Below are 16,962 nucleotides of genomic sequence, written 5' to 3' on the forward strand. Positions count from 1 at the left end.
TCGACCCGTCAGTCGACGGTTGGGACGGTACTAGCTGAACTTCTGGACGGTGACGTCGAGGGTGTCGAGATCGACGATCGGTGCGTATCCCGAGTCGGGATCGATGTTGACGCTCTTCTGGAAGTCGGTCTGGGCCTGCCAACAGCCCGAGTTGATCGCAAGCACGTTGTGGTACTTCCCGAAGCCGAGTTTGTGGACGTGGCCGGTGTGGAAGACGTCGGGCACCTCGTCGATGACGAGGTAGTCCTCTTCTTCTGGTGCGAGACGGGTGTGTCCCCCGAACTGGGGGGCGATGTGACGTTTCTTCAGGAGCTGATACATCGCCTTGTGGGGGTCGTCGTAGCTGGCTTTCGCTTCGGGAAGTTCTGCGATGACTTCGTCGAGGGAGACGCCGTGATACATCAACACAGAAACGCCCTCGATGGTGACCGTCGAGGGATTGCTGACGATGCGGGGATCGTGGGCCGACATGATACGTCGAAGCTCTTCGTCGAACCCGGGTTGCGGTTCGGCGAGTCGCACGGCATCGTGGTTGCCCGGAATCATGACGATCTCGAGATCATCCGGGACCTGCTTCAGGCGCTCGTTGAAGGCCTCGTACTGCTCGTAGATGTCGACGATCTCGAGTTCTTCGTCCTGATCGGGGTAGACGCCGACGCCCTCGACCATGTCGCCCGCGATCAGCAGATACTCGACGTGCCGGGCCGCCTCGGTGTGAAGCCAGTCAGCAAAGCGATTCCAGGCGTCTGCCATGAACTCGTCGCTGCCGACGTGGACGTCGCTTATCAGTGCCGCCTGGACGTGTCGGTCGGCCGTCGATGGCTCGTAGGTGCGGGGCACGTCGGGGAAGTACATCGAGTCGACGAAACCGATTCCGGCGTCGTCCGAGAGCGTCCCCGCCATCGCCAGCGCCTCGTCACAGAGCAGTTCGTCGACGAGGTCGACGTACTCCCGATCTTTCATCACCAGCCACGGGAAAGTGCCGGTCGCGTCCTCGAGTTCGATCAGCCAGTGACCGCTGGCGGTCGACCGAACGTCGTTGACCAGTCCAACCATCGCGGCCTCGTTCCCGCCGGACATGTCCTGAATAGCCGTCGCCGGACGATGGTTGACTCGGCCGCGGAGCTTCGATCCCAGTCGGTCGAGACGGTCACGAAACACCGCAACGAAGTCCTCGTACTCCCCTGTTCCGGTACTTTCGCCGGTCATATCGCCGGTAATCTCGAGGGATCGCTTCTGGGGGTCGACCGACCTGTCCGCCGACTCAGTATACCCCTCCGTTTCAACTGGAGGATTGGTACCCTGTCCGCCGGAAGACGGCGTCTCAGTTCCAGTTGAAACAGAGGAGTCGGTCGAGAGATCGGGCGGCTGAGCGACCGTGGGTGAAGAACTCCCGATGGCTGCCAGCGCAGCGTCGACGTGTTCTGCCCGCACGACGAGCGCGTCGTCCGGGACCTCTTCTAGCACTCGCTCGAGGAGTTCGTCTCGGTCGTCGGCAGCCGCGAGACGGGTCACTGCCTCCCGTTCCGCGTTGTAACCGCGACTCGTGAGTTCGCTGACGATCCGAACTGGACCCTCGAGTGGCACACAACTCGTATTTGTGACCGGGGAAAAAAGGATAGCGAATCGATAGCGAACCGCCGACCAGTAGCAGCCTCGTCACGAGCAAAACGAGCAGAAGGTTGATTGCCACCCCCAGCAAAAAGCCGGACAATGAGCGGTCCCGACGCTGGTGATTCCGACGGGTACGACGACCAGGACCGCGACAGTACCGCGTCGTCGTCGGATACCAGTGAGCCGGACGAGAGACGAATCGCCGAACGCGAGTCGACGGACAACAGCCAGGACGTGACGATCGAAAACGACGGACTCGTTCGCTGGTTTCTCGAGACTGACGACGAACCGATCGTCCTCGTCAGAGATATCGTCACGAGTGTCGCGATCGTCGCCGCCATCGCCTTGTTGCTGTTCGCGATCAGTGGGGTATGGCCTCCACTCGTCGCCGTCGAGAGTGGCAGCATGGAACCGAGCATGGAGCGTGGTGACATGATCGTGGTCGTCGACGAAGAGCGGTTCGCCGGTGACGACCCCGTCGAGGGAACCGGCGTCGTCACCGTCGAGAACGGACAGGACGGCGGTCACGAGACGTTCGGCGAACCAGGTGACGTCGTTGTCTTCAGACCCGACGGGAGCGAGTTACAGACGCCCGTGATACACCGGGCACACTTCTGGGTCGAAGAAGACGAAAACTGGGTCGATACCAAAGCAAAAGAAGAGTACGTCGGCGGTGCGAGCTGTGACGACCTCCGAACCTGTCCCGCGAACCACGACGGGTTCGTGACGAAAGGCGACGCGAACAGTGGCTACGATCAGTACCAGGGTGGCGCCACGACGGACGTGGTCAAACCCGAGTGGGTCACTGGAAAAGCGACGCTCCGAATCCCGTGGCTCGGACACATCCGGCTACTCGTCGACGAGTTGCTTGCGAGCATCCTCGTTCCGTCCGCGACCATCGGTGCCACCGGAGCGACGGGAGCCGCGATTGCAGGCGCGGATATCGTGCGGACCTCGAGGATATCGGACTCATCTCCGAACGAACACTCGTGACTACTCCGCCTACGAACGACGGGTCGGACGCAGTCAGCAGTCAGCGACGTTGCGTTTCCGGGCGTGACCTCGAAGGGGAGAGCAAACGTTCGTCGAAACGACTTCACTCGCCCGAGCGGCGCAGATGTCGATCTCTTCTTCGAAGAGACACCAGGAGAGACCGATAAAGCCGATATCTGTAGTCAAAGCGGTGCCATGCGTTGGTGTACGGACAGGTCGTCATCCTCGTACGTCGTCGGTGGAGTCGGCGCCGTGGCAGTGATCAGCGTTCCCGTAGATGTCGGACTGCTCCTACTCGCTCGCGAGATTCGAACGAATCGAACCGATAGAACGAGCCGCGAATGGAGGCCATCAGTTCTCGAACCGCGCCTGGACGAACGGCTGAACGTCGTCGATGTCGGAGAGACGTGAATCCGAGAGGAGCACGGCCTCCGTCTCCTCGAGCGGGACCGAAAGGCTGATTTCTTTTGTCCGTCCGTATCGGCCCTTGGAGACGACGACGGCGTTGACGATTCCCAGCATGTCGAGTTCGCTGATGAGATCCGTCACACGGCGCTGGGTGAGCACGTCGGCGTCGATCTCTTCACAGAGACGCTTGTAGATGTTGAACACTTCGCCGGTGTTGATGCTGTGAACACCGTTTTTCTCGAGCAGGATGATCGCAAACAGGACGAGTTTACTCTGGGTGGGGAGGGTTCGGACGACTTCGACGACCCGATCGAGTTCGATCTTGTCCTGAGCCTGCCGGACGTGGTCTTCGACGATTGTCTCTGCCTGGGAGCGCTCGGCGAGTTCGCCCGCTGTCCGGAGCAAATCGAGCGCGCGGCGTGCGTCGCCGTGTTCCTGTGCCGCGAAGGCAGCACAGAGCGGAATCACGTCGTCAGAGAGCGCACTACCCTTGAAAGCGACGTCCGAGCGATGCTCGAGGATGTCCCGGAGCTGATTCGCGTCGTAGGGTGGGAAGACGATCTCTTCCTCCCCGAGCGAGGACTTGACGCGGGGATCGAGGAAGTCGGTGAACTTCAGGTCGTTCGAGATGCCGATGATCGACACCCGCGAGTTCTCGAGTTCAGAGTTCATCCGCGAGAGGTTATACAGCGTGTCGTCGCCACTTTTCTCGACGAGTTTGTCAATCTCGTCTAACATGATGACGACGACCCGCTCGTCGTAGTCGACTGCATCGAAGAAGACGCTGTAGACCCGATCGGTCGGCCAGCCAGTCATCGGAACCTCGTCGAACGACTCCTTGTCTTTCTCGAGCGTCTCGATTCGCTCTTGGACCGCTTGCCGGGAGTCGAACGGAGTCGACTCGAGCGGGTGGTCAGGTGGGAGCCGTGCGTCGGCCCGACTCTCGAGGTCGTGGTCGGACGCGGACGCGGGCTCGTCGTCATCCGAAAACGCACCGAGCGACCCCTTCGTTTCACCTGTATAATCGCCTGCCGTAGCTGTGGTATCGTCTTCAGTAGAAACAGAGGGGGAATCGTCCGTCGACGTGGATTCGACGTCCGCTGGTTCGAAGAGATCTCCCCCCGTTCCAGCCCCAGGCGCGTCGGGAGACGAATCGTCGTACTCCGCGAGGTCGTCGAGCAGGTCTTCCAGGGAGTCGATCCGTTCGTCGATCCGGGCCTGGTTTTTCTCGATAAATTTGTTCGCTAGCTGTGCGAGGACACGGTACTGCGTATCGGTTACCTCACAGTTGATGTACTCGACGTCACAGGGGACGCTGTACTTCTGGGAAGTGCTCTCGAGTTCCTTGCTGACGAACTTCGCGCTGGCGGTCTTTCCAGTTCCGGTCTTCCCGTAGATAAGAATGTTCGAGGGGGTTTCACCGCGGAGTGCGGCGACGAGAATCGTCGCCATCTTGTTTATCTGGTCGTTTCGGTGCGGTAGCTCGTGTGGCGTATAGGACGGGCGCAGGACTTCCTTGTTCTCGAAGATGGGCTCACCGCTGAGCAGGTCGTCGAACAGTCCTTGTTTTGGCTCGTCGTCGCCGAGGTCGGTCCCCTCGAGGTCAGTCGAGAACCCGTCGATTCCGTCGACGCCGACCTCGTTCGAGTCGGCCGCTTCCATATCTTCGTCTGACATTCGTCGTTCTAGCACCCCCTCGTTTCGGGTGGAATCTGGCCCGGAATTAGGAATACTGCGGTGTAGACGTTCTATTACAGCATATTTACGCAGTCGACAGTCTAACCCGGGTCCAGTTGATGCAAACGAAACAGAGGAACACGACGGTATTAAATTCTTCCCTTCGTTCATCACTGTTTTACCAGGTGCTGTATCACAGCATCGTGACGGCGTCCGGTGGTCGTCTCGAAAAACGGCAGTGCACAGCCAGGGACGGGTCCGTTTTGGATCGATTCGAGCAGGGAAGACGGTGTCGATCGGGCCATGATTTCGCGTCGACAGAGCGCGGAGTCACTTCGCGGGTGAATCCAAAGAGGGACTGGCGAGAACGAAGGGGGTAGGAGCGGTCGGCTTGTTGGCGGGCCCCAGAGGGAGTGAGTGGTGTTGGCACGACTTTAGTGTGAGTGTATTACCGTGAGAGCATATTACCGTGACTGCCGGGAAGCCCCCCACCCCTTCGTTTCAAGTGGAACTGTCCAACGGAGGGGTGGGGGGTGAGTCCCTCTTTCTAGAGGCGAATTTTTATTATACTGGGGGGAAAACAGTAACCGTAGCACTAGCAAATCCAATTATTTACTAGAGAAGTATTCTTTAGTTGCTAGATCGAACTAGATTAGCGTCTTTTAGCGTATCGAATTACTAGACTCTCGCTTTCTTCGAATTCAGCCGTCTCGCACTCGTCTCTCTCCACTCGAGTGGAAACTGAGGGGGAGATCCCTCACTCGGACCGTTCTCCATGGGTGGGGGATCGTTCGTCTCCAGTTGAAACAGAGGGGTGGGGGGTCTTGTCGATGCGAGGTAATTGCTACCCTGTCGAATGGGAGTTTGTATCACAATATCGCAACACGCTATCGGGGCTGGTCGGCAACATACGATCGGGGACCGGTCGGGGTGACGGACTCTCCGTCACCCTAATTAATACGGTATCTGGTAACTCCTCTCTTCAGGTTAGTTAACACGTCTGACGTAGGCTTAAGTGAGTTCAGTAAGTAGTTGGTTCAGATGCACCCCGCGGTGCTGGAGGGCCCCTAAGGATGGGACTGTTCACAGAACTCAAAGATAGTATCTCTCGCGCTAGGGACCGCCTGTTCTCCGAACAGGAGCCAAAACGTATCGGTATCTACGGTCCGCCCAACGCCGGGAAGACGACGCTTGCGAATCGTATCGCACGGGACTGGACCGGTGACGCAGTTGGCACGGAGAGTCACATTCCACACGAAACGCGCCGTGCCCGCAGGAAAGAGAACGTCGAGATCGAACGCGACGGGAAGTCGGTGACGATCGATATCGTCGACACGCCGGGCGTGACGACGAAAGTCGATTACGAGGAGTTCACCGATGAGATGGACGAGGAAGACGCTATCCGCCGCTCTCGTGAGGCGACCGAAGGCGTCGCCGAAGCGATGCACTGGCTGCGTGAAGACGTCGACGGCGTCGTCTACGTCCTAGACAGTGCTGAAGATCCGATCACGCAAGCCAACACGATGCTGATCGGCATCATCGAATCCCGCGACCTTCCCGTGCTCATCTTTGCGAACAAGATCGACCTCGAGGAAGCGAGCGTCAAACGGATCGAGGACGCCTTCCCACAGCACAAGACGGTGCCGCTGTCGGCCAAGGAAGGCGACAACATGGACGAAGTCTACGACAACATCGCGGACTACTTCGGGTGATACCGATGCCAAAAGCAACAAACGCAGACGACCAGGATGGACCGGACGGCGTCCAGATCGACCTCATCAGCAGCGAACGAATGGACGGCATGGCATCTATGGAGAAGATCCGGATGATCCTGGACGGCGTCCACGAGGGCAACATCGTCATCTTAGAAGAGGGATTGACTCCCGACGAGGAGAGTCAACTCATCGAGGTGACGATGGCCGAGATCAGCCCCGACGAGTTCAACGGGATCGAAATCGAGACCTATCCGAAACCGGGTGGCGGTGACTCGTCACTGCTCGGCCGAATCATGGGCTCGGAGCAAGCAGACGCGAAATTGACGGTTATCGGTCCGGCAAACAGGATCGAAACGTTACACAAAGACGAAACGCTGATCAGCGCGCTCGTGTCCCACAACTAATGCCACACGAATGTACGAACTGCGGCCGTGCGTTCCCGGATGGCTCCAAAGAGATGCTCTCGGGCTGTCCCGACTGTGGCGGGAACAAGTTCCAGTTCGTGCCATCCGGAACGCTTGCGGGGTCCGGTTCCGGTTCCGGTTCCGGTGTCGGGTCGGAGCCCGATCAGACGACGGGAGCGACCTCACCCACCGGTCCCGGTTCGACGCCAGAGCCAGAGTTGAGTCCTGGCTCGGAGCCGGCCGCAGCCAACTCGCAGTCGCCCGACTCCGACCGAGCGGGGACGGGTGCTGACTGTACGCCGCCCGAATCGAAGGCCTCGTCCGGAGCCGAATCGGATTCGAACTCCGACAGCATCCGGACGAAAGCTACCGACACCGTTCGCGAGTGGGTGTCGTCGAACGACGACCAGGACGCGACGACCGACGAGTTCGGTGAGTGGCCTGACTCCGCCCGACCACCTGCGGATCGCACTCCACCGGAACCGGACTGGGATACGTCTCCGTCCGAAGGCAGTCCCGCGGACTCGAGTTCGTCACCACAGTCGAGCCCGACGCCGTCTCGGTCTGATCCTCGAGATGGAACGAGGCGGGTTGCAGACAGCGAAAATTCCGCACAGGCAGACGCCCGAAGCGAGGTGGTCCGGCGCGACGACCTTCCGTCAGATGCCGCTACGGACACCCCTACGCGAGACGATCCGGATGTCACAGATCCGGCGGGTGAGCCGCCGTCTCACGGCCGGGTCGTTAGCGAGCCTTCGGAAACGGAGCTGTCGATGGAGCAACTTCGCGCGGAACTCAACGAGCAGTTCGAGAGTATCAAAATCCTGCAACCGGGCCAGTACGAACTCAATCTCATGGAGCTGTATGATCGTGAGGAGTACATAATTTCCTTGCAGGACGACGGCCGCTACGTCATTGACGTTCCGGATTCCTGGCGTGAGTCCGGGGAGTGATCGAGCGGCGTCGAACTCTTTTGATCGTCCCAACGACATAGACAGGTGGCGATGCAGCCGGAGACAGATGGATTTAAGCGACGCGCGTGATATCCTCTGCCTATGAGCACTGCAACCAAGATCGTCCTCGGCACGGTCGCTGCATCGGCGCTGTTGTCAGTCTTGCTAATCGCCCAGACCGCACTCGCCTGATGTTCGAGACCCGCGAGCTCTCGAGCGCTGTCGGGCGAGTTCGGGATGTCAACGCTCCCGAAGCGCTGGTTTTCGACTGTGAAACGGACTTCGAGACGCTACCGCCAGCACAGGCTGAAGAGTTCGGGCTCGTTGTCGATTCGCTCGAACCGGCGACCTATCCGTCGTCGTGGCTTCCGGCGGACGCGCCGACGTTGCTCGCCCGGTACGCTGGCTCGGATCTGACGGTCGGGATGCCGGGCGACGGCAGCATCGCCTGGACTTGCCAGACCGATCCGCCGATCGTCCTCGTCAAACCCAGAGTCGAGGGAACGCCCGAGCCGTTCCTCGATTTCCTGCTTGCTGAGGCGTTCGTCGAAATCGGACTCGAGGTGCCCGAACACTTCCTCGGCTTCTTCGAGGACGCCTATTCCGACCTCGACCGGGCGGTCGCCCTGGATGCTGGCAGCACGTATCAGGTCGCGGCGGCGCTGTACGACGGCTGGGTCGGACTCCAGAGCCGCGAGGTTTTCGCGGAGTGGCACGACGAAGAGCTGGCTTTGGCCGACGCCTGGCAGGATGCAGGGGGTCGCCTCGAGGACCGCGTCTCAGGACTCCCTCGAGCGGTCGCCCGTGGTGAGACGGAGTTTGCGGACGCGACGGAACTTGCCTGTGCAGCGATCAAACACGCGATCGAACTCCCTGCCCCGTTCGCCGCGCTCGACACGGACGCCTATCGCGACCACGGTGCGGAGTACGCCGTCAGGTGGGCCGAAAAGACCTTCGACTCGCTGGCCGACGACTAATACGGATTGCTGTACCGGTCTACCGGTGCAACTGCCTCCGGGTCGCGGTTGCGCCGGAATCGACGGACAGGAAACCGTATCCGTACGACTCAGAATTCGGCGTCGACGCTGCCGTCCTCGTCGAGGTCGATGACGCCGTCGAACTGTGTGCTGAACTCGTCGACGACTGCCGCGTCGTGGGGTTCCTCCGAGAGGTGGAAGAGCCCGACGGCGTCGTACTCTTCGAGCAGTTTGCAGATTCGCTCGACGGCCTCGAGTGCCCGGTCGTCGCCGGCGTAGTAGGCGAGTTCGGTGACGGAGTCGAAGCTGAGCCGGAGTTTACCGTCGTGTTCGTCGAGGAAGCCGTCGATGTGGTCGACGATGCCGTCGACGTCGTCGGGTGCGGCGACGTAGTGGATGGTGTCGGTTTTCCGTCGAGAGTAGCCGCGTTCGATCGACAGCGTGTCGAGAATTTCGGCGCGTTCCTCGTCGACGTCGTAGTGCTCGAGTTTTTGTTTGACTTCGCGTGCGGTCGTTCGGGTAGAGACGACGAGGAAGTGGTCGGTGTCGGTCTTGAGGAAATCGGTGTCGATACGGTCTGTTTCGCCGGTACTTGGATGCAGCAAGAGAATACCGGTCCCACCCGGCACCGTCTCCGGCGTCCCATCTATCTCGAGCGTGTAGTCCATACTGTGTGACCAACTTTCGGGATCGACTTAATAGTGCGGATTAGCGGGATATACGTGCCGAGAGATCAGCTAAGGGTACTGTCTTCCTGTAACAACAGGACGAGCATCGAGAGTCCGGAGATGAGAATGAGCAGGAGTGCCGGGACGGCGGCATACCGGTAAGCCAGTGCGTCTTGGGCGTTCCAGATGAGCGTGACGAGCGTCTCCATGCCGATGGGACGCAACATCAGCGTGACTGGCAGTTCCTTCATCGTCGTCAGGAAGACCAGTACGCCACCGGCGATCACGCCCGGCATGATCAACGGCAGCGTGATTCGGCGAAACGCCTCGAGGCGGCTGGCGTTGAGCGTGCGTGCGGCTTCGATGGTCTTGCCGTCGACCTGCAGGACCGAAGAACGGATGGTACCGACTGCCTGCGGGAGAAATCGGACGACGTAGGCGAACACGAGCAGCAGGATTCCTTGTCGATACAGCGATGGCAGGGCCCGGTTCCCCAGGAACACGAGTGCGAGCCCGATGACGACGCCTGGAACGGCGAAACCGACGTAGGTCGCTCGCTCGAGCACTCTCGAGAGCAGGGACTTGTGCCGTGCGGAGTAGTAGGCGACTGGTAGCGCAAAGAGACACGCGACAAGTGCAGCGAGTACGGCAAGATGGACGGAGTTGTAGATAATTTCCCAGCCGCTACCGACGGATAATCCGCCGCTGTCGTAGGTGATCCGCCACTGGAACTCGTAGGACGGGATCGGATCGCCTTCGCTGCGGAACAGCCAGCTCGTGAAGATCGAGACGGGGACGACGAGGGTGAGCAGGCCAAGCAGTGAGACGAATCCCATCGCGGGCCACTTCCAGTAGCCGAGTTGGATCGTGGTGCCACTTCCGCCGCCACCGGTGGCGTCTTCGTCGCGTCCGATGCCGGCTTCGATGACGAGGACGACGGCGACGATCGCGATCAACTGCAGGGCGAGCAAGGCTGCGTACTCGCGGCCGAACTCAGTTGCTTCCCAGTAGATCCGGCTCGTGAAGACATCCGCTCCCATGAACGCGGGCGTTCCGAAGTCAGAGATCGCGTAGAGGCCGGCGAGCAAAGCGCCGGCGGCGATCCCTGGCCTGATCTGGGGAAACGTAACTCGGCGAAATGCCTCGAGGCGGCTGGCGTTGAGCGTGCGTGCGGCGTCGACGATCGAACTGTCCATCGACAGCAACGCGGCACGGGTCGTCAGGAAGACGTAGGGGTACGTATAGAGCGTGATGATGAATATCGCGCCCGAAAGGCCGTCTACTGACGGGATCGTCGTTCCAAGCAGTGAATCGACCTCGCCACCGGAGCCGAACATGTCGACGAACGCGATTGCGCCGATGTAACTCGGGATGACCAGCGGGAGTGCGGCAACGACAGTCCAGAATCGTGGATACGGGAGGTCAGTCCGGGTCGTCAACACGGCCAGGGGGACGCCGAGACCGATCGAAAACAGCGTAACGAGTGCCATCAGGACGATACTGTTGATCGTAATCAAGGCGGTCCGGCCGGAGACGATCAGATCGTACGCACGTGCCGGTTCGACCTCGGCTACTCGCAGGACCAGCCAGAGCATCGGCGAGATAACGAGCAAGGCGACGAGAGCGCTCGCAGCCGCCAGTGCAACCGACGACCGGTCGGTCTCTGTGATCCGGTCGCGAACCGACCGTGAAGAATCGAGATAGGTAGTGAGTGATTTCATCGTCCGATCAGTTCCTCGAGAGCACGAACCTGATTGAGCGCTTGGAGTTAGGTCAACCTAAATCCACCGGACCATCCCACCGTGCAGGAAGTCACGAAAACGGCAGTCTGAGTGTGTCTACGGTCTATACACCCAGTCCATGCTCGTCGATCAGGTCCCCTGCTTCCTGGAGTTCCATGTCGAAGTCGCTCAGGTCGAACTCCGGCGGGTTGATCTCCTCGAGGTCGGGTAGCGGCCCGACGTAGTCGACGCCTTCGACGACGGGATACTCGCCGTTCGCGTCCATCATGAACTCCTGGCCCTCCTCTGCCAGGAGGTGGCGGACGAACTCGGCGACGAGTTCCGCGTCGTTGACGTCGTTCAGTACGCCGACGCCGGCGACGCTGAACAGACAGCCCGCGTCGTTTTCCGTGTACGTCGTTCGGATCGGTGCGTCGGGATCTTCGTTGAGGATACGGGCAGCGTAGTAGCTGTTCCCGAGCGCGACGATCGGATCGTCGTTGCCGCCCCTGTTGACGGCTTCGGCCTGGTTGCCGCCGCTCTCGAACGTCTGTGCGTTCTGATCGTCGGCGATCGCCTCGACCCACTCGCGGGTCTCCGGTTCTCCCTCGAGTTCGACCATCGCCTGGATGAACCCCCGGAAGGTGCCGGAGTTGGGTCGCGTCGAGATGATGTCTTCGAATCGATCGTCGTGGGCGTACTCGCTGATGTCGGTCGGCAGTTCGTCCCAGCTGTCGAACGGCGTCTCGTCGAGGCGGTCGCTGTTGTACTGGATCGAACGCGTTCGTCCGGTGACGCCGGTCCAGTAGCCGTCGTTGTGCTGGTAACTGCTGGGGACTGCGTCGACGACGTCATCCGGGAGCGGCTGGAGGACGTCGTTGTTGTACAGTTCGTTCAGCGCACCCGGGTCCTGAGAGTACATCAGGTCGGCCGGATGGGTCTGTTCCTCGAGAATCTGGTTGACGTGAACGTCAGTATCGTCGTCGTCGGTGTTGATCGTGAGGCCGTCGTACTCCGTTTCCAGCGCGTCGAACACGGGATCGATCTGGTCCGGTGTTCGACCGTTGTAGATGTTGATCTCGCCCTCGAGGTCGCCGAGGTCGTCCCACGACACGGCAGTCGAACTGACTGCCTGTGACAGTGGGTCGACATCGGCGATCGGTGCGCTGTCGCCGGTCTCGCCGAGACAGCCCGCGAGTCCCGAGATGCCGGCGACGGAAACGCCTGTGGCGGCGAGGAATCGTCGTCGGTCGATCGTCGACTGCTGTGTCGAACTGCTGTCGCGTCGTCGCATGTCTAGCTTTAGGCTCGCCTAAAACACATATAACTTCCGGTCGATCCCGGAGTATGGGCGCTAAAACGAGCGTGCTGCGATCTGTCCGACGGCGGCGGTCGCTATTTCGGCCGGCCTAAACTCCGCTATCTGGTTCTTTTTAGGCTCTCCTAAAGAGGTTATCGGTACTTCCAGCGCCGTCGGAACCCGAACCCGTTTTGCGGTCGGAGGACGACCCTGTGGGTATGAGCGTTCGTGAGGAGTTCGACGAGTGGGCCACAGCGGGCAAGGACAAGGGTATGGAAGAGCGCCACTGGCACACGGCGAAACACGCGCTCGCACGAATGCCGGTCGAGGAAGGCGATACGATCCTCGATCTGGGGACGGGTTCGGGATACGCGCTGCGAGCACTCAGGGAAACCGCGAACACGGGCCCGTCCTACGGGTTCGACGGCTCGCCCGAGATGGTCCGTAACGCCCGCGACTACACCGACGAGGACGACATCGAGTACGTCTGTGGCGACTTCGACAACCTCCCGTTCGAAGACGACTCGATCGACCACGTCTGGAGCATGGAAGCCTTCTACTACGCCGCCAACCCGCACAACACCCTCGAGGAGATCGCCCGCGTGCTCCGTCCGGGAGGCACTTTCTACTGTGCAGTCAACTACTACGAAGAGAACGTCCACTCCCACGAGTGGCAGGAGTACATCGAGGTCGAGATGACTCGCTGGGATCGCGAGCAGTACCGCGAGGCGTTCCGGGATGCCGGTCTCTCCGTCGCCGAACAGGACAACATTCCTGACCGAGAGATCACGATACCCAGCGGGGCCGAATTCCCGACGGAAGACTGGGATAGCCGCGAAGCGATGGTCGAACGCTACCGCGAGTACGGCACGCTGCTGACGGTCGGCGTCACCCCTTGATAGAGATACGAGCGCATACTCCGTCGCCCTGATGTGGTTCGCTGTCAGTCATGTCCGGCGCGACCGCGCTCCTGCGGTCGAACCAGTACATCGTTACAGCATTCCGTACGAGTGACGAGTGTTCCGACGCTCTGTCGGAATCGAGGAGCGAACAGGCAGGGGTCGAGCGGACAGCATCGTGTGACAGTTCACCGCCCTATTGTTCGGTCACGTCGCCGATCCGTGCAACCTTTCGTTTCTGTTGAAAGACGGTGAAACGAGACGAACGCTTTTATCGACGCAGGGACGTATCACCCATCGTGTCCGAAACGAGCGGCTATATGCGCTTTTTTCCGTACGAGCAGCCGTACGAGAATCAGCGCGAGGCGATGGGCCGGATTCACAACGCCCTGAGCCGTGGTCAGGACGTTCTCTTCGAGGGGGCCTGTGGGACCGGCAAGACGCTGTCTTCGCTCGTCCCCGCTCTCGAGGTCGCCCGCGAGGAAGACAAGACGGTCGTCATCACGACGGATGTCCACCAGCAGATGCGACAGTTCGTCGCCGAAGCCCGCGCGATCACACGCGAAGAGCAGATTCGTACCGTCGTCTTCAAGGGGAAGGGGTCGATGTGTCACATCGACGTCGGGTACGAGGAGTGCCAGACACTGCGGGACAACACTCGCGAACTCGTCGATGCCGAGCAGGAGAAAACCCAACTCGAGCGTCGTCAGCGCGAACTGCTCGCGGAGAGTCAGGACGGCGACGGGTCGGCAGCAGACGCTCGTTCGGCCGTGATGGACGAACTCGAGTCGACCGAGGAGCGCCTCGAGGACCTCGAAGAACAGAACGTCTGTGACTACTATCGGAACAACCTGACCGAGAACACGGACGACTTTTTCGCCTGGCTGTTCGAGGACGTTCGCACGCCGGACGAGATCTACGAGTACGCCGAACGTCAGGAGTTTTGCGGCTACGAACTCCTGAAAGAGGGGATCGAGGGTGTCGATCTGGTCGTCTGTAACTACCACCACCTGCTCGACTCGACGATTCGAGAACAGTTTTTCCGGTGGCTCGGCCGTGATCCCGAAGACGTCATCGCCGTCTTCGACGAGGCACACAACGTCGAGGACGCCGCCCGCGAGCACGCGACCCGAACCTGCTCGGAACGAACGTTCGAGTCCGCACTGGACGAACTCGAGGAGAGCGACGATCCCCGTAGCGAGGACGCTGCGAACGTCCTCTCGGCGTTTCACCGGGCGCTCGCCGAGACCTACGAGGACTCTTTCGGGTTCGGGCAGCGAGAGCGAATCGGCGAGAACTGGTCGGACATCGCCATCGTCAACGAGGACAGACGCGACGACCTCACGCTCGAGTTCCTGCAGCGGTACTCGGGTCAGGGGATCGACGACGACCTCGAGGCTGCGATGCAACTCGGCCAGCGACTCGACGAGGAGTACGAAGAGGCTTACCGTGAGGGTGAGACTGCGACGCGAACCGAGTGTCAGACGCTTCAGGCTGCGGGGTTCGTCTCTGCCTGGATGAACGAAGGCGCGAAGGAAGGGTTGTATCCGGTCGTCTCGGTCACCCGCGACGCCGGGACCGACGAGATCTACGGCCGCGCGGAACTGTACACCTGCCTCCCGCGGCAGGTTACGGGTCGGCTCTTCGAGGAGGTGTCCGCCACCGTCTTGATGAGCGCGACGCTTCAGCCGTTCGAGGTCACCGAGAACGTTCTCGGTCTCGAAGACCCGATCGCACTGGCCTACGGGCTACAGTTTCCCGAGAAGAACCGTCGAACCTACGCGGTCGAGACGCCGCCGCTTTTCTCCTCGGACCGGGAAGATCCCGCCGTCCAGGAGGAAGTCACCGACGCTATCTACGACGCCGTCCGGATGACGCCTGGAAACACGCTTGCCTTTTTCCCCAACTACGGCGAGGCGACCCGGTACGCGGATCGACTCGAGTCGCGGACGGATCGGGCGGTCTACGTGGACGAACCGGGTGTGGCCGTCGAGGAACGTCGCCAGGAGTTCGTCGGGGACGACGACGCCGTACTCTGTACCTCGCTGTGGGGAACGCTCGCTGAGGGTGTGAGTTTCGACGGCGAGGACGCACGCACAGTGTTGGTAGTGGGGGTGCCCTATCCGCACCTCGACGATCGTTCCGAAGCGGTCCAGGACGCCTACGACGTCGCGTTCGACGGCACGGAGACGGGATGGCGCTACGCTGTCGAGATTCCGACGGTTCGAAAGACGAGACAGGCACTGGGTCGCGTGATCCGGTCGCCCGACGATGTCGGTGTTCGGGCGTTGCTCGACCGTCGGTACTCGAGTCGGGCGAAGTCGGACCTCGGCAAGTACAGTGTCAACGGCACCTTCCCTCACGAAGAACGAGAGGAGCTGATCGACATCGAGCCGACGAAGCTCAAGTTCGCGATGCTCAACTTCTACGGTGACCGCGACGCTTACGACGACGGGCCGCCGGCACCGTGACCGTCCCCGTCGTTATTCGATCGATACGGAAGCAGTGCCACCGTATACCGTGACGCTGTGCTCACCGTCGTTCTCGACGGTTATCTCGTACGTATCCGAACCTTCGATGTCTTCTGTGCGAGCCCAGCTCCCTTCCTCGTGGGCGATCTGGACGCCGACGGAGTCGCGTTCGGCGTCGGCCTCACCCGTGGTTTCCTCGATCTCTTGGATGTCGACCGAGACCGTCAGGTCGGCCCCTTCCTCGGCCTCGAAGTAGACGGACTCGCCGGTACTCAACGTGGTATCGACACCTCCTCCAAAGAAACTGGAGCAACCTGCAAGTGGCGTTACTGCTGCAAGCGCAACGAACGATCGTCGATGCATGGCTCGAGGTAGCGACAGCAACCTGTAATAATTTCTGGCCGAATCGGAATCAGGCGGGCAAGGAGACGCGACTCACGGGCAGTTTGTAGGAACCGTCCCAGAATTCGAGTTCGCTGACCGTCCACGATACGGGATCGATCTCGCGCTCGGCGAGTCGTGCTGCGGCGGCGGCGTCGCCACCGCGGGCGAGCGTGACGTGTGGGACGTAATCGGCACCCTCGAGACCCTCGATGATGTCGAACGCGTCGGTGAGGTCGGCGTGGATCGCCTCGAGGCCGGGGCTCTCGACCGCCAGGTAGACGACGGGGGCAGAGCCCAGTGGTGGCTCTTCGAAGTAGTCGATACCGGTGATCGTCGCTTCGACTGCTGGAGCACCCTCGAGAGCGCGATGTGTGCGGTGCTGGAGCTGGGCGACGTGGTCGGCCTCGCCGAGCCGTTTGAGCAGACAGGAGTGGGTCTCTCGGACGGAGTCGAATCCCACGAGTTCGGGGTAGAGCTCGTTTGCGAGCGTTCGAACCCGGCCCGGGACGGGAACGTTGACGCTGTACACGGACTGGCAGTAACGAGGAGAGAGGGAGGTATCAGTCTGACGCCTCGTCGGTCGGCCAGATCAGAGGCGGTCGACGAGCCAGAGGCCGATGAGGGCGAGGATCGCCAACATCAGCAGCGGCTGTAGGATGCCGAGGAGGCCGCTGACGAGGGCGTTCAGGACCTCGATCGCAAGCAGGATCGCGACCAGTGCGAGGACGATCTTCAGCAGCGTCTCTACCTCGAGTTTACCGCGGGAGCCGAGCATACG

General features: G+C 60.9%; 16 protein-coding genes. 8 read left to right on the forward strand and 8 right to left on the reverse strand.

Going from position 1 to position 16,962, the window contains the following annotated elements; all coding sequences use genetic code 11:
• Positions 1-30: 30 nt before the first annotated feature.
• Positions 31-1,587, reverse strand: coding sequence for a DNA-directed DNA polymerase II small subunit (locus tag NATGR_RS07760; protein WP_005578640.1), 1,557 nt, complete (start codon positions 1,585-1,587; stop codon positions 31-33).
• A gap of 126 nt (positions 1,588-1,713) precedes the next feature.
• Between NATGR_RS07760 and NATGR_RS07765 the strand changes: the two genes are divergently transcribed.
• Positions 1,714-2,607, forward strand: a complete 894-nt coding sequence (locus tag NATGR_RS07765) for a S26 family signal peptidase (RefSeq protein WP_005578639.1) — start codon at positions 1,714-1,716, stop codon at positions 2,605-2,607.
• Positions 2,608-2,958: 351 nt separating this feature from the next.
• Here the strand turns inward: NATGR_RS07765 and NATGR_RS07775 are convergent, their stop codons facing one another.
• Positions 2,959-4,692 carry a Cdc6/Cdc18 family protein gene (locus NATGR_RS07775; protein ID WP_005578637.1) on the reverse strand — a complete coding sequence of 578 codons (1,734 nt, stop codon included), beginning with the start codon at positions 4,690-4,692 and terminating at the stop codon, positions 2,959-2,961.
• Positions 4,693-5,765: 1,073 nt separating this feature from the next.
• On the opposite strand from NATGR_RS07775, the gene NATGR_RS07780 reads away from it, so the two are divergent.
• The 5 genes from NATGR_RS07780 to NATGR_RS07795 all read left to right on the forward strand — a co-directional run bounded on the left by NATGR_RS07780 (position 5,766) and on the right by NATGR_RS07795 (position 8,741).
• The gene (locus NATGR_RS07780; protein WP_005578635.1) at positions 5,766-6,404 is read left to right on the forward strand and encodes an Era-like GTP-binding protein; all 639 of its coding nucleotides are present in this window, start codon (positions 5,766-5,768) and stop codon (positions 6,402-6,404) included.
• A gap of 5 nt (positions 6,405-6,409) precedes the next feature.
• Positions 6,410-6,811: a DUF2073 domain-containing protein gene (locus NATGR_RS07785; RefSeq protein WP_005578633.1), complete on the forward strand. Its 402-nt coding sequence runs from the start codon at positions 6,410-6,412 to the stop codon at positions 6,809-6,811.
• Positions 6,811-7,764: an OapC/ArvC family zinc-ribbon domain-containing protein gene (locus NATGR_RS07790; protein WP_005578631.1), complete on the forward strand. Its 954-nt coding sequence runs from the start codon at positions 6,811-6,813 to the stop codon at positions 7,762-7,764. The genes NATGR_RS07785 and NATGR_RS07790 overlap by 1 nt, the downstream gene beginning before the upstream one ends.
• A 102-nt stretch (positions 7,765-7,866) precedes the next feature.
• Positions 7,867-7,956, forward strand: coding sequence for a hypothetical protein (locus NATGR_RS20735; protein ID WP_015233448.1), 90 nt, complete (start codon positions 7,867-7,869; stop codon positions 7,954-7,956).
• Positions 7,956-8,741, forward strand: a complete 786-nt coding sequence (locus NATGR_RS07795) for a DUF7089 family protein (protein WP_005578629.1) — start codon at positions 7,956-7,958, stop codon at positions 8,739-8,741. The genes NATGR_RS20735 and NATGR_RS07795 overlap by 1 nt, the downstream gene beginning before the upstream one ends.
• An 89-nt stretch (positions 8,742-8,830) precedes the next feature.
• Here NATGR_RS07795 and NATGR_RS07800 read toward each other — a convergent pair whose 3' ends face one another.
• The 3 genes from NATGR_RS07800 to NATGR_RS07810 all read right to left on the reverse strand — a co-directional run bounded on the left by NATGR_RS07800 (position 8,831) and on the right by NATGR_RS07810 (position 12,424).
• Positions 8,831-9,409, reverse strand: a complete 579-nt coding sequence (locus NATGR_RS07800; protein WP_005578628.1) for a DUF7090 family protein — start codon at positions 9,407-9,409, stop codon at positions 8,831-8,833.
• 65 nt (positions 9,410-9,474) lie between these two features.
• Positions 9,475-11,130: an ABC transporter permease gene (locus tag NATGR_RS07805; protein WP_005578626.1), complete on the reverse strand. Its 1,656-nt coding sequence runs from the start codon at positions 11,128-11,130 to the stop codon at positions 9,475-9,477.
• A 124-nt stretch (positions 11,131-11,254) separates the two neighbouring features.
• Positions 11,255-12,424 (reverse strand): extracellular solute-binding protein, encoded by a 1,170-nt coding sequence (locus tag NATGR_RS07810; RefSeq protein WP_005578624.1) that lies wholly within the window; start codon positions 12,422-12,424, stop codon positions 11,255-11,257.
• Positions 12,425-12,648: 224 nt separating this feature from the next.
• Here NATGR_RS07810 and NATGR_RS07815 point away from each other — a divergent pair, with 224 nt between their 5' ends.
• Both NATGR_RS07815 and NATGR_RS07820 read left to right on the forward strand, forming a co-directional pair.
• Positions 12,649-13,329, forward strand: a complete 681-nt coding sequence (locus NATGR_RS07815; protein WP_005578623.1) for a class I SAM-dependent methyltransferase — start codon at positions 12,649-12,651, stop codon at positions 13,327-13,329.
• Positions 13,330-13,628: 299 nt separating this feature from the next.
• A complete protein-coding gene (locus NATGR_RS07820; RefSeq protein WP_049887783.1) occupies positions 13,629-15,800 on the forward strand; it encodes an ATP-dependent DNA helicase in 2,172 nt (723 codons plus the stop codon).
• Positions 15,801-15,812: 12 nt separating this feature from the next.
• Here NATGR_RS07820 and NATGR_RS07825 read toward each other — a convergent pair whose 3' ends face one another.
• The 3 genes from NATGR_RS07825 to NATGR_RS07835 are packed head-to-tail and all read right to left on the reverse strand — an operon-like array spanning position 15,813 to position 16,959.
• Positions 15,813-16,163, reverse strand: coding sequence for a putative periplasmic lipoprotein (locus tag NATGR_RS07825; protein ID WP_015233449.1), 351 nt, complete (start codon positions 16,161-16,163; stop codon positions 15,813-15,815).
• A gap of 49 nt (positions 16,164-16,212) precedes the next feature.
• Complete coding sequence (locus NATGR_RS07830) at positions 16,213-16,713, reverse strand: 2'-5' RNA ligase family protein (protein ID WP_005578617.1); 501 nt, start codon at positions 16,711-16,713, stop codon at positions 16,213-16,215.
• Between the two features lie 60 nt (positions 16,714-16,773).
• A complete protein-coding gene (locus tag NATGR_RS07835) occupies positions 16,774-16,959 on the reverse strand; it encodes a DUF7554 family protein (RefSeq protein WP_005578615.1) in 186 nt (61 codons plus the stop codon).
• Positions 16,960-16,962: the final 3 nt, after the last annotated feature.

The organism is Natronobacterium gregoryi SP2, assembly GCF_000230715.2.
Classification (GTDB): Archaea; Halobacteriota; Halobacteria; order Halobacteriales; family Natrialbaceae; genus Natronobacterium; species Natronobacterium gregoryi.